Annotated in this window: 12 protein-coding genes; 6 read left to right on the forward strand and 6 right to left on the reverse strand. The window is 42.9% G+C overall.

What is annotated here, in order from left to right; all coding sequences use genetic code 11:
- Positions 1-55: 55 nt before the first annotated feature.
- On the forward strand, positions 56-811 hold the full coding sequence (locus tag AAEY87_RS07735) for a siderophore-interacting protein (RefSeq protein WP_350656657.1): 756 nt from the start codon (positions 56-58) through the stop codon (positions 809-811).
- A gap of 194 nt (positions 812-1005) precedes the next feature.
- Here the strand turns inward: AAEY87_RS07735 and AAEY87_RS07740 are convergent, their stop codons facing one another.
- From AAEY87_RS07740 to AAEY87_RS07755, 4 genes are all read right to left on the reverse strand, one after another.
- Positions 1006-1779, reverse strand: coding sequence for an iron ABC transporter ATP-binding protein (locus tag AAEY87_RS07740; RefSeq protein WP_350656659.1), 774 nt, complete (start codon positions 1777-1779; stop codon positions 1006-1008).
- Positions 1780-1947: 168 nt separating this feature from the next.
- Positions 1948-3042, reverse strand: coding sequence for an iron chelate uptake ABC transporter family permease subunit (locus AAEY87_RS07745; RefSeq protein WP_350656660.1), 1095 nt, complete (start codon positions 3040-3042; stop codon positions 1948-1950).
- A gap of 121 nt (positions 3043-3163) precedes the next feature.
- Positions 3164-4264 carry an ABC transporter permease gene (locus tag AAEY87_RS07750; protein ID WP_350656661.1) on the reverse strand — a complete coding sequence of 367 codons (1101 nt, stop codon included), beginning with the start codon at positions 4262-4264 and terminating at the stop codon, positions 3164-3166.
- Positions 4265-4322: 58 nt separating this feature from the next.
- Positions 4323-5378: a siderophore ABC transporter substrate-binding protein gene (locus tag AAEY87_RS07755; RefSeq protein ID WP_350656662.1), complete on the reverse strand. Its 1056-nt coding sequence runs from the start codon at positions 5376-5378 to the stop codon at positions 4323-4325.
- A 605-nt stretch (positions 5379-5983) separates the two neighbouring features.
- Here AAEY87_RS07755 and AAEY87_RS07760 point away from each other — a divergent pair.
- The 3 genes from AAEY87_RS07760 (at position 5984) to AAEY87_RS07770 (ending at position 8161) form a co-directional block, all read left to right on the forward strand.
- Entirely contained in the window at positions 5984-6850 is an 867-nt protein-coding gene (locus AAEY87_RS07760; RefSeq protein WP_350656663.1) for an energy transducer TonB, read from the forward strand.
- 119 nt (positions 6851-6969) lie between these two features.
- Positions 6970-7656 carry a MotA/TolQ/ExbB proton channel family protein gene (locus tag AAEY87_RS07765; protein WP_350656665.1) on the forward strand — a complete coding sequence of 229 codons (687 nt, stop codon included), beginning with the start codon at positions 6970-6972 and terminating at the stop codon, positions 7654-7656.
- Between the two features lie 103 nt (positions 7657-7759).
- Entirely contained in the window at positions 7760-8161 is a 402-nt protein-coding gene (locus AAEY87_RS07770) for an ExbD/TolR family protein (protein WP_068036934.1), read from the forward strand.
- 225 nt (positions 8162-8386) lie between these two features.
- Here AAEY87_RS07770 and AAEY87_RS07775 read toward each other — a convergent pair whose 3' ends face one another.
- On the reverse strand, positions 8387-8926 hold the full coding sequence (locus tag AAEY87_RS07775; RefSeq protein ID WP_350656668.1) for a DUF2799 domain-containing protein: 540 nt from the start codon (positions 8924-8926) through the stop codon (positions 8387-8389).
- Positions 8927-9283: 357 nt separating this feature from the next.
- Here AAEY87_RS07775 and AAEY87_RS07780 point away from each other — a divergent pair, with 357 nt between their 5' ends.
- Positions 9284-9886 (forward strand): hypothetical protein, encoded by a 603-nt coding sequence (locus tag AAEY87_RS07780; protein WP_350656669.1) that lies wholly within the window; start codon positions 9284-9286, stop codon positions 9884-9886.
- 271 nt (positions 9887-10157) lie between these two features.
- Positions 10158-12812 carry a type I DNA topoisomerase gene (gene topA / locus AAEY87_RS07785; RefSeq protein WP_068328715.1) on the forward strand — a complete coding sequence of 885 codons (2655 nt, stop codon included), beginning with the start codon at positions 10158-10160 and terminating at the stop codon, positions 12810-12812.
- A 148-nt stretch (positions 12813-12960) separates the two neighbouring features.
- On the opposite strand, the gene AAEY87_RS07790 is transcribed toward topA, so the two are convergent.
- Positions 12961-13518: a superoxide dismutase family protein gene (locus AAEY87_RS07790; protein WP_068036923.1), complete on the reverse strand. Its 558-nt coding sequence runs from the start codon at positions 13516-13518 to the stop codon at positions 12961-12963.
- Between the last annotated feature and the right edge of the window lie 323 nt (positions 13519-13841).

A 13841-nucleotide genomic window follows, 5' to 3' on the forward strand; every position in this document is an offset into this window, starting at 1 on the left:
CAAACCGATCTTATCTAAAAGAAAAATATAACTTTATAAATAAAAGGATCTAAAAATGTCCAAACCTAGCCCAAGAATTTTAGAAGTGAAACGTATCACTGATATCACACCCAATATGCGACGTATTACGCTGGGAGGGGAAGGAATGAGAGACTTCCCAGTAGATCAAGAAAGCGCCTATATCAAATTGATATTTCCTCAGGGTGAGGAGCAAAAACCAATCATGCGCACTTATACTATTATCCAGCAGCGTGCTGATGAGATGGATATCGATTTTGTATTACACGGTCTTAACCATAAAGGTGCTGAAGGACCAGCATCGCACTGGGCCAAAACGACTCAAGTCGGTGACACTATTTTGATTGGCGGTCCGGGTGCAAAGAAATACATCAATCATGAGGCGAATTGGTTTTTGTTAGCAGGTGATATGACTGCTTTGCCAGCCATCACGGTTAATTTGGCACAACTGCCAGAGGATGCAGTCGGCTACGCGGTCATAGAAGTGTTGAGTGAGGACGATATCCAATCTCTCACAAAACCAAAAAATATCGAGATTGAGTGGGTTGTGAATGCAATGGCAAGTGATAGCCACTACCCAATACTTGAGCGTATTAAAGCACTTACTTGGTTAGACGGGACACCTGCAGTGTGGGCGGCATGTGAGTTTAATAGTATGCGAGCGCTACGACGGTATTTTAAAGAAAAAGAAGTGACTAAGAGCCATCTCTATATCTCAAGTTATTGGAAGCTTGATAGCAGTGAAGATGAGCATAAAATTGTGAAGCGGGAAGATGCTGCATTAGGGCTATAAGTGGTGAACACAAACAGCGATACCATATATCTCATATCAAATGAAACCGATACGCTATGTGATATTTCCAGACTGGTATAAATTTTTCTTGCTTGCTGTGTCTACGCTGACAGAGGCTGCAAAAAATTTATACCAGTCTTGCGTATCGTTTTTATATTGAACCAACTATATATGGGAATTATGGTGAAGCGTCACTATAACAATGTATCGACAATCACTGGACGACCCTGATGACTAAGAACTGAGACATCGACGTTATATAAATCCTTCATAGTCTCTTGGGTGATGACATCAGCTGGTCGGCCAACTGCCATTACTTTACCTGCTTTCATGGTGACCACCGTATCGGCGAACTGCGCGGCTTGATTGATATCATGAAGGACGATGACCACGGTTTTTTGCTGGCTATGACTCAAATCGCGCAGCTCACGCATTAGGCGACCAGCATGGTACATGTCTAAATTATTTAGGGGCTCATCGAGCAATAGATACGGCGTATCTTGGCAAACAATCATTGCAATCAGCACGCGTTGACGTTGACCACCGGACAATGTCGATAAGAAACGCTCGGCTAATGGTTCTAGCTCAAAGCGTTCAATAATATCCTGCACTTTTTGTTCATCGTTTGCGGTTGGTTGCCCTTGATGATAGGGATAGCGCCCAAACATCAGCAGCTCATGCACACGCAGTCGCCCTAGTACTTGATTGTCTTGTCCGAGCATCGCTACTGTCTTAGACAAGGTTCGCGCATGACAGCTAACAATATCACGTTCCTCATTATCTACAGCAAAACTTACCTGTCCTGACTGTAGCGGTTGCAAACGTGCCATTACTGAAAACAGGGTGGATTTACCTGCGCCATTGGGGCCAATTAAAGCAATCACTTGTGAGGGTGGTAAAGACAAGGTAATGTCATGCAGGATTTGTTGTTTGCCAATATGGTGGGAGATATTATCGAGTTTAATCATACAGTTGGTCCGATTTAAAAACGCTATAACGCTACTGGAATAAGTTTTTTTCGCTTGCTGTGCCGATGCAGACAAAGGCTGCAAAAAACTTATCCCAGTAGCATCTGCATGTATTTATATATCTTGTCGTTAAAATTTTTTTGATCGTGCAGTTTTACTAAGCCATAATTAACGGCGCTGAGTCATAAAAATCAGTATTAAAAATACTAAGCCGCCTGCCAATTCAATTACCACTGACAGTACCCCTGCCATACCCAATACTTGTTCGAATACCGTCTGACCAAGTACCAAGCAAATCATCGCCACTAAGCTGACCAATATCAGGCGTTCGCTATGATACATATGACGTGCAATGCGATTGGTTAAGGCGCAGACCAGTAAGCCAAAGAAAGTCACTGGACCGACCAATGCGGTTGCCGTGGCGACCAATACCGCAATGACCGTTAACAGCCCAAAGGCTAAGCGTTGATAATTAATACCAAGGTTAATCGCTTGCGCCTTACCAAGCATCAATACATCGCATTGATAACGCCAGCGCCAAACAAACACAGCGCTAATGGCACAAATAAAGAGGCTGATACCCAGTAGCTGTGGATTGACTGTATTAAATTGTGCGTAACTGGCAGATTGTACGACGACGAAATCATCAGGATTAATCAGGCGCGCAATCAGCGCCGATAAGCTGCGAAACAACACCCCAAAGATGACGCCCACTAATATCAACCGCGTCAAATCCTGACTGCTTTTTGAGAATAGCACTTGAAACAACAGTAGGGACGCGCCAAACATCAGGACAATTTCAAGGGTAAACTTGGCAATAGGATTGATGCTGGTAAAGCTCATCGCGCCCAAAAAGAACACCAATAAGCTCTGCAGCAAGACATAGAGCGAGTCAAAACCCAATAGCGATGGCGTCAAAATGGGATTGTGCGTTAGGGTTTGAAACAGTAAGGTCGACACGCCAATCGCATAGCCGACCACCATAAGTGCCAGTAGTTTTTTGCCCCGTAACGGCAGGGCAAAATCCCAATAACCGTTGACATTGAGCGTCAAAAACAGCGTCATTGAGATCAATAAGATAATGGCGGCAATTGATTTTGGATGGTTGGCGATAAATGCCCAAAGTTGTGCTAAATGACTCTGTGCAGAAGTGTTTGCATGGTTGTCGTTTTCCAAAGTGCCATTTTCTGGAACACTCTTTGCTGCTGAGCCAGACTTTGTAGAACTGTCATTTATAAGACGATGCTTAGACGGTGAAAACATACGTAAATCCTACTATGCTACCTTTAATAGTAACAACGCCAAGCTCATCTAAGCAGACAACAGGACGAATAAATTAAGAAAAGAGTTAATAACAATTAGGAAGCTGTCTTATTGATATATATTATTGCTCAGCAGGCGCGCGTAATAACAGCCATAAAAATAGTACGGTGCCGACCACACCAAAGACAGTAGCGACTGGCACTTCAAAAGGGTAGCGAATAGAGCGCCCGATGATATCGCAGAGCAGTACTGCTGATGCGCCCAAGAGCGCGACTGCGGGCAAGCTACGGCGTAATTTGTCACCCATCAATCGGCTGACGATATTGGGTACGACCAAGCCAATAAAGGGAATCATACCAACCGTTACCACAACGACAGCGCTCATCATTGCCACCATACCGACGCTAAGCCACGTGACTTGGTGTTTACTAATTCCTAAGTTCAGCGCGATGTTATCGCCTAGCCCCACGATGGTCAGCTTGTCGGCAATGATATAAGCCAGCACGCACAGTCCACCGGTTAGCCACAACAGCTCATAACGACCGGCTAATACGGCAGAGAAGTCGCCAAATTGCCAAACGCTGAGCATCTGTAACGATTCAGTCTGATAAGCGACAAAGGTCGTTACTGCCTCGATAATGCCGCCAAAGACAATGCCAATGAGCGGAATCATCAAAAAATCAGTCGGCGGAATACGGTGAATGAGCATCATAAATAGCATCATGCCAAACACCGCAGCAATAGTCGCTACGCCCATTTTTACAATGAGCGCACTGGCTGGAAATAGTAAGCTAACTATTAATAAACCCAGTGCCGCGCTTTGAGTTGCCCCAACCATCGATGGCTCAACGAAGCGGTTTTTTAGCACCACTTGGATAATCATCCCTGCAACAGCCATAGCGATACCAGTCAAGATAATGGCAATGGTGCGCGGTATGCGGCTGACTAATAGCAGTGAGCTGTCCGAGTTGGCGCTATGATTGATAATGCTGTGAAAGATACCTGACCACGAAAAGTCCGCCACCCCAATCGATAAGCTTAACAACACCAAAAGCCCCATGATAATGAGGCTACCCGTGTTGATTAACCACGGTGGTATGGCGGCACGTTGATGTTTAGGACTCAGACCATTGCGGGTGTTTTTTTGCCAACTTGATGGTGCAGCTGGCAAAGCAGGATTGTCTTTGACACTGGCATGAGCGCGAGATGAAAATAACGACATAACGTCTACTGGCTTATTAATGGGTAATTAAGAAATATGGCTCGTATCGTTATCAGGTCTATTTCGCGCTAGCAAAAGCATCTTTAATGGTAGTCAAATCTTGCATCCATTGATAGTAACCACCGAATGCTAGGTAAGAATCTGGGCTGAGGTAAACCACTTGGTTTTTACTCCAAGCATTGGTTTGCGCGACCAATGGATTGTCCAATACTGCTTTGGCACCAGCGCCGTCTTCGCCAATTGCCGCACTACGATCGACAACGAATAGCCAGTCAGGGTTGGTCTTTTGTAGATACTCAAACGATACTGGTTGACCGTGACGCGCATCGGCGATTTGGCCATCGGCCATCGGAATATCTAATACCGTATGAATAAAGCCATAGCGTGACTTATCACCATAAGCGGATAACTTATTGCCATTCACCATGACCACTAAGCCTTTACCTTTATCCTCGGTTAAGGCTTTGGTCTCGCCAATGAGACTGTCGATATTACCTTGCAGTTTTGCTGCCTGATCACTTTTACCAAACAATGCACCCAAATCATGCAGACGTTGCTTGCTCGACTCATAAATATTTGCCGTATCAATGGTCATATCAAGCGTTGGCGCAATGCTTGAAAGCGCATCGTATTTTTCTGCCATCCGTGAGCCGACCAAAATAGCTTGTGGCTGCATGGCATTTAACGCTTCAAGGTCTGGCTCAAATACCGTACCGACTGATTTTGGCTCAGGCTGAGTTTTTGAGTGTAAATTGTCTAAATGTAGCCCACTTGGCATGCCATCGACCGCCACATCCAGCGCTGCCAAATCTTGCATCAAGGTCATATCATAGACTACCAATGGTGATGGATTTATCGCTAGACTTACAGGGCCTTTGACCGTACCCACTTCAATGGTAGCCACTGAAACAGCATCGTTGTTAGCGACATTCGAGGCGGCATCAGCAGTGTTATTCTCCACCTTAGTATCATTTACTTCAGAATCGCTAGAGTCAGGTGACGAACAAGCTGTCAAGCCAATGCTGGCAACTAGTGCTGTCATCATGACAGTCAATAGTGGACGTTTAAAAGAAGAGGCAGTAGAACGGCTAGAGCAGAAGGTGTTAGTAGGCATAAATAACTCGGTATATTACGGGTTTGTGCAGTCTTTTAGTAAAGTAACTGCAAATATAAGAAAGTAAAAAGAGCTTGTTTAGCGTTGTTGTGCACGCTAATACAGTGCTCGCTGATTTGTCTAATTCAATTTATTATTTTTTATTAACTGGTTTTTAAAGTTTATAGTTTTAGCAGGACGGAATGGAATAGTAAATTAGAGGTTATGATAAAGTAATTGAGACTCATTATCAATATAAATGATAATGGTTGTTATTAACTATCAAGGATAATTCATAAATATTGCCTTTTAGTGCTATTGTTCGATAGCCGTAATTTGTTGGATGAATAGAGTTTCGGGTAGGAAAATTTAACTAGAATAAAGCTTTTCTTTAGTTAAATAGCCGTACAATAGTGGTTGTAAAGGATTTGACAATGAGAGAAATAATTTAAATTTGTTATTGATAATAGTTATCGTTTGCATTATTATCTACGCCATTGTAATCCTATCAACGCGATTGTACGTCGATTAAATATAAATATTAGGCTGTTATGAGTTCAACGGATTTAGACGCGCCACCACTTAGATCGATAATCATAGCTGTTGTTATAGTTGTGGGACTACACGTGCTTACGGCAGTGGCTTTGGTAGCAATAAAAACGCCTGAACCGAAAGTTGAGCTGTCTAAAGAAAAACCACCTATCGAGATTGAGTTTGTATCATTACCTGCCCAAAATGCCATTGCTGAGGTAGAAGCGAAAGAGCAAGCAGCTAAACAAGAGCCTGAACCTCAGCCAAAAGCACAATCTCAACCAACGGAAAAAACTAAACCTGAACAAGAACCAGTACCGAAAGCTAAGCCAGTATCTAAAGCTAAGGTAGATACGCCATCAAAACCAATAGAGCCAGTGGTGAGAGATGAAAAACCTGATACCTCACCTATCGTAAAAGTAGAAGAAAAAAAGCCCGATATTATTAAAAAAGAGACTCCTAAAAAAGAAGCTCCGGAAGAAAAACTCCAACAGCCGTTACCAGAGCCTATAATCGATACATCAACTGCTAATGAGCAGCGTAAAATAGTGGCAGCACAAGCGGAAAAAGCAGCTCAAGAAGCTCATGCGAATGCGGTTGCAGAAGTCAAAAGAATAGCAGACGCTAAAGCTGCCCGTGATGCCCAAGCAGCCGCAGCAAATAATACACCAGTGAATTTCACTGCTAGCAATGCAAATTGGGCATCCGCACCGAACTTTAGCTTTCCTGAGCGTGCCTCACGTAGAGCCCTTTCTGGTGATACCTTTAATGTCGTATTGATATTGAGAGTAAATAAACAGGGCGGTATCGATAGTGTGCGAGTTGCTAAATCCTCGGGCAATTCAATAGTAGACAAAGAGGCGCAGCGTCAAGTACGCTCTGGAAAATTCAAACCTTTTACTAAGAATGGTGAACCAGTGGTAGGAAATGTGACATTACCTATTAGTTACGCTGTACCTTAGTTGGTTGATTTTGATCTTACTTATTCTTAAAAAATATTTATTTATAATTCTCATGATAAGGCGAGGCATAATATGCGTAGCAGCATTATGTGATTGCATAAAAAACTAAGGAATCTGACATGGACTTTACGACCTACTGGCAATATAGCGATATGGTGACCAGAACCTTGTTCTTTCTGCTATTCGCTTTATCTATTATCTCTTGGGTAACGGGTATTATTCGTGTTCTACAAAGTCGCAAATTGGCCGACAATGTCGCTGATGAATTGAGTCAGCAGATTGCTGCTAAACAGTCTGATTTAATAGATTCTGATGCAGCCACTCATCGTTTGGTCACTGAGCAGACGTTACTTAAGCATATAGGTCGCTACCGCTTTGCCAGTGAGCGCGGATTGCCTATCCTCGGCACGACTGCCGCGATTGCGCCCTTTATTGGACTGTTTGGGACGGTGTGGGGGATTTTTCATGCGCTGCATTTCATCGGCACGAGTGGGCAGGCGGGATTGGGACAAGTAGCAGGGCCGGTTGGTGAAGCGCTTATCATGACAGGGCTTGGTATTGCGGTCGCTATTCCAGCGGTAGTGTTTTACAACCTTGCGGTGCGTATCAATCGCCGTGTAATGTATCACGCCAACGATAGAGCGCATGACTTACTGGCACAATCTACCAAATTAGCCACACAACAGCCGTCAATAGATAATCAATCTACCACTATGCAAACGCAGCTAGTGCAGGGTCATAACGAAGATACAAATGAAGCTCAGCAAGCAAAGCCTTATCGTAGCTCAGCACCATCACAGCTTTAATGAGTGTTCATTGATAGCGTTGTCAGCAAAAAAGAACGATAGCTAGAGATAATCGACAACGTTTTAAATGTATGGCGAATAATTAAAAATATTGAGAAGAACTATGGCATTTCAACTGGGTGATGATGATAGTCAAAGTATGAGTGAGATGAACCTCATTCCACTCATCGATATCATGCTGGTATTGATGATTATATTTTTATTAACAGCGACGGTGTTAAATCCGACGGTGCCGTTAGACTTGCCAAAGACTAGTGCTGAGCTAAATGAAACACCGCCAGAAGCCATTCAGATCAGTATTGATAAAGACGCAGGAATATTTTGGGATAGTGATCCAATCAGTATGGAAGAGCTAGAAACGCGACTGCAACAGCAAAGCGCAGCTGGTAAAGATCCTTCTGTGCAACTGCGTGCTGATAAAGAAGGCAAGTATGATACCGTGGCGCAAGTATTGGCTGCTGCTAGTGAAGCTGGACTCAGCAAGATAGCCTTTGTTAACGAGTAATATTATTGGCTTAATGCCATAACTTTTATAACAGCCTTATAGTAATAAGCTGACTAAAAAAACCAGCAAACTTATCAATAAAAAAATAACCAAGATAACAAGAAGAACAATTAAAATAATAAACTTTTCCTCCAGCCTCGTTTGGGTTACCTTGCGAGGTTTCCTTTATTTTATCGTTTCTTAGTTTTAATAAAACTTAACATCAGCTATTACTAACCACAGCATTTACCAACCATAGCCAAAGGGACGATAGCCGTAACCAAAGCGTCCAGGTCCATAGCCAAATGGGTAAGGCGAACGTAGATAGTCAAGATCACGCTGGCGGATATAATAGTAGCGTCCTTGAGAATAGGCCTCTTCTAGCTTATCAATGCCTTCGAGTGGACAGACCGGTTGCCAGTCATAACCTTCGCGGCCAAGCTTATAAGCATTAAGTTCAGTACAGTAGTTTTTGAGGCCTTGCTGGCGTCCTTGCTCCCATCGGATGCGATTGGGCATTGCTCCGCCGACGCTTGCACACTGATTGGTATATTGACCAAAGTAAGCACCTGAGCGCCCACGGATACCGTCTGCGTAGCCGACTTCTTGCCAATTACTGGTCTGACACTGTTGCGGCGTTAGACTTTGTGTCGTTGCACAGCCTGATAAAGCGATTAGTGTGGCGCCTATCATCGATATAGTGATACTGAATTTACTCGTGAGCTTATTGGCAATTTTGCTCGCTAAAAAAGCAGTAGATGAGTTTAGCTTAGTAAGATAATTCATAATAAACCTGCGCGCGTTTAAAATTATGGTTTATCATAGCATTTTTTCTGCCAGCGACTTTTCATATCTTGTTATTAGATTTAATTATTATCAATTGCTAAGTTGCTGATATGGAAGTGTTTGTCTCGGGTTTATCTATATAGAGTAAGCGTTGGTGCTTGAATTTTGAACACAAGGTCGCGATATTAGTCTGCACATGGTATTTTGCAATCGTATCGTTATCAGGCAACATGGTCGCCATTTAGTATATTGCTAATGCAGAATAACGATAGCGTATTCAATAGTTAAAAATAATCAACAAGTAATGCTTACACCGTTATTAGGTGTTTGTTAATTAAACGATAAGGCAAGATGGTCATGGGGTTATGGATTGGAATTGTCATTGTACTATTTGTATTAGGGAGTATGATGGCGCTCAAACCCAGCGGTATCGACCAGCGTTTGGACAAGCTACGTATGACTGCGCGTCGTCTGCAGCTCAACCCAAAGCTTGTTACCTGTCCTGACTGGATCAAGGGCAAAGATAATGAATATGGTCGAGGGATGATGGGTCAGTATTGTTTAGTGCTAGAAGATACGCAACTGCCACATGCACGCTATCAAGTGATTGACGGGCAATGGCGACCAGATAGTAGCTTTATCGATATGACTACAGATAGCACTAAGCTTACTATTCCAAGTGCCATTCGTACTAATAACAGCAACACTAATAATGGCAGTGCTATCAAAAAAACCAATTTTAGCTTGGATAAAGTGCCACTGGATTTACCCGTGAGTATTGAGCCGTTTGTGAAAGGTTTATTAACCAAGGCTAATAGCATTATTATTTATTGGGAAGACATCGCTTATGTGCGTCCATCAACCAATCCTGCTTATCAGCAAAAATTGATTGAGGCAGACTTGCTAGCGCTTAAAGAAAATCTTGAAAAATGGGCGCTTGAGATGCAGAAGAAACTTTAGAGCTAGTAAAGTATTTTTTAATCTCCATTAATAGGCAATATGCAAGCACTTTTGGCAGACTCTCAGTCATTTACAGTTGACAGTTTCACTCCTAGCAGTGTAACGTCTTTATAACTATATTTTTGTTTTATCGTTATTGTTTGTTAGATAACCGTTTTTGTTGGCAGCTTTTATTACCACAAATCGCTGAGCTATTATGATTAGCTAACAAAATTGCCATGCTGCTGAATCTAACCTTACTTTTAATCTACTTATTACGGTGTCGTCACATATGGCAAAAACTACAACTAAAAAAAGTCCGGCTTCTGCTTCTGACAAACCGAAAGGCAAGTCATTAGTCATTGTCGAATCACCAGCCAAGGCTAAAACAATTAATAAATACCTTGGCGATGACTTTATCGTACGCTCAAGTATTGGTCATGTCCGTGATTTGCCGGTAGGTGCAAGTAAAAGCGCTAAGAAAGCGACAAGCACTAAAAAAGATGAAACTCTGAGCAAAGAAGAAAAAGCACAGCAAGCGCTGGTACGGCGTATGGGCGTAGACCCAGAGCACGACTGGGCTGCAGTCTACGAAGTACTGCCAAACAAGACCAAAGTTATCAAAGAGCTAAAGGCTTTAGCGAAAGACGCTGACAAAATCTATCTCGCAACGGATATGGATAGAGAAGGGGAGGCAATCGCTTGGCATCTCAAAGAAGTCATCGGTGGTGCAGATAGCAAGTATGAGCGCGTGGTCTTTAACGAGATTACCAAATCTGCCATTCAAAATGCCTTTAAGCAGCCGTCAAAACTCGATATCGATCGCGTCAATGCACAACAAGCGCGGCGCTTTTTGGATCGGGTCGTTGGTTTTATGGTATCGCCATTACTGTGGCAAAAGGTTGCTCGCGGTCTGTCTGCAGGTCGTGTACAGTCGGTTGCCATGCGCTTAGTGGTCGAACGTGAGCATGAGATTCGCGCTTTTATTCCAGAAGAATATTGGCAGATTCATGCTGATACGCATATTGCCACTAGCAAAAAAGACGCTGAAGAGATTGGTATTCGCCTAGAAGCGACCAAGCAAGGCGGCAAAACGCTTAAGCTTGTCAATAAAGAGCAGACTGATAAAGTATTAGAAGTGCTTAATTCAAGCGACTTTATCGTTAAAGAGCGCGAAGAGAAGCCAACGCAATCGCGTCCAAGTGCGCCGTTTATCACCTCGACATTGCAGCAAGCGGCAAGTACACGTTTAGGGTTCTCTGTCAAAAAGACTATGATTTTGGCACAGCGCTTATACGAAGCTGGTCATATCACTTATATGCGTACCGACTCGACTTTCTTATCTGGTGATGCGCTCGCTGCTGTGCGTGGCTATATTGAAGATAGCTATGGCGCAAAGTATGTGCCAGAAAAGCCAAACTTCTACGGTAATAAGCAAGGCGCACAGGAAGCGCATGAGGCCATTCGTCCTTCTAACGTCAATATGAAGTCCACTCAGCTGAAAGGCGTTGAGCGTGATGCAATACGTCTATACGAGCTAATTTGGCGTCAGTTTGTCGCCTGTCAGATGCTGCCAGCAAAATATCTGTCTGTAAATCTATTTGTTGGTGCAGATGACGTTGAGCTAAAAGCTCGTGGTCGTACCATGGTTTTTGATGGCTATACTAAAGTGATGCCACCAGCCAAGACTGACGATACCTTGTTACCTGATGTCAAAAAAGGCGATAAGCTTATCCTTGATAAGCTTGATCCAAGTCAGCATTTTACCAAGCCAGCTCCACGCTTTACTGAAGCAAGCTTAGTTAAAGAGCTTGAGAAAAAAGGTATCGGTCGTCCATCGACTTATGCATCAATCATCTCAACTATTCAAGATCGTGGTTATGTAAAGCTTGAGAATAAGCGTTTATTTGCCGAAAAAATGGGTGATATCGTAACTGATAGACTGACAGCCAGCTTCCCAGACTTGATGGATTATACTTTTACCGCTGCCCTAGAAGACAAACTCGATCACGTTGCAGAAGGTGAACAAGATTGGAAAGATGTACTCGATAATTTCTACGGTGATTTTAAGCTTAAGCTTGAACATGCCAAAGATAAAGACGGCATGCGTCCTAATGATCCGACCGATGTGCCGGACGTACACTGTGATATTTGTGATCGTCCAATGCAACTTCGTACCGGCTCAACAGGTGTATTCTTAGGTTGTACTGGCTATAACTTGCCACCTAAAGAGCGCTGTAAAGGCACGAAGAACTTAATGCCAGTCGAAGCTTTTGCCAACCTTGACGACGCTGAAGGTGACGACGACGCTGCTGAAGTCAAAGATTTGATGGAGAAGAAGCGTTGCCCGAAATGCGGTACAGCCATGAACGGTTATATCGTCGATGGTGGTCTCAAACTACACATCTGCGGTAACAACCCTGATTGTGATGGTTATATCCTAGAAGAAGGTAAGTTTGAAGTGCCGGGCTCAGATGCACCAACCATTGACTGTAATAAGTGTGATGGGCAAATGGAGCTAAAGACCGGACGTTTTGGCCCTTACTTTGCTTGTCAAAAATGTGACAACACTCGTAAAGTGTTAAAAACTGGCGAAGCAGCACCGCCGCGTATGGATCCTATTCATCTGCCGGAGCTAAAATCGACCAAGCATGAGGATTATTTTATCCTGCGTGAAGGGGCGGCTGGGATGTTCTTAGCGGCGTCTAAGTTCCCGAAAGTACGCGAAACACGTGCGCCAAAGCTTGCTGAGCTACGCGAAATCAAAGATAAAATGGAAGATAAGTTCCAATATCTGTTTGAAGGGCCGGATGAAGATCCTGATGGTAATCCAACTATCCTACGCTGGTCACGTAAGAAAAAAGAGCAATATATTGGCTCTGAGAAAAACGGTAAAGCCACGCGTTGGGGTGTGTACTGGCGCAAAGGCGAATGGGTAGAAGAGTAAACCTCTTGTACCACTTTACCTTTAAGCGGTATATCTAACTCTTGATATAGTATCGCATTAGACCATAAATAATTTTAAACTATAAAAAAACCTCTTAGAATTCTAAGAGGTTTTTTTGTGCTATTAATAATATTTGAGCTAAACGTTATTAGTTCTTTTCAATGATACCGCAAGCGATACGGTCACCAGCATTACCTGCTGGTTGGCTAGTATAGTCATCAACACCGCCATGAACGATAAAGGCTAAACGGTTAACGCTGTATTTGCCTGTTTGAGCTGCAGAAATTTGCTTATTTACATAGTTAATAGTAGCAACACCATCAGCATTGGCGGTTAGATTAGGTAGATCACCTGCATGGCCTTTCATGTCATCTGGGTTAGAGTGTGGAAAGTTATCAGGGTTGAAGTGACCACCTGCTGCTTTACCCATATCAGCACAACTACCAGTCTCATGAATATGTAGTGACACAGTTTTGCCCGGTGTCATATTCATAAGCTTACCATAAACTTGTACGCCGCCATCAACAGGACGCAAGAATACTTGACCGACTTCTTTGTTATTACTATCCACCGTTTTAATCGTTGATTTTAGAGCAGGTTGGCTAAATGGATTCCCCGTTTTTAGCTGATCTTGTACCGTTTGGCAACCAGTCATTGCTAACGCTGAACCACATAATAGAACACTTGCAAGCATCGTCTTTTTCATTGGTTTCTCCATTTTATTTAGTTATCTAACTATTGTAATTATGATTAAGTCTACAATTTATGTAGACCTTCTCTGTGCTACTTAGAGACATCACAGTTAGTATAGACAAACACTCGTCATAGTTATTCACCATAAGCGCAACAATCAGTTAATAAATGTAAATAGCGTATGGGTTTGAAAAGTAGATATATTAAGTAGTAAAAATTCAGACTATAGGTTGCAATCATTGGTGTAATGTATAAACACAATGAGTAAAAGGGAAACTTGAATAGGTTTTCAAAAATATTGAACATAAAAAAAGACCGTAATATCAATTACGGTCT

The organism is Psychrobacter sp. S1-30-MNA-CIBAN-0213 (genome assembly GCF_040309845.1).
Classification (GTDB): Bacteria; Pseudomonadota; Gammaproteobacteria; order Pseudomonadales; family Moraxellaceae; genus Psychrobacter.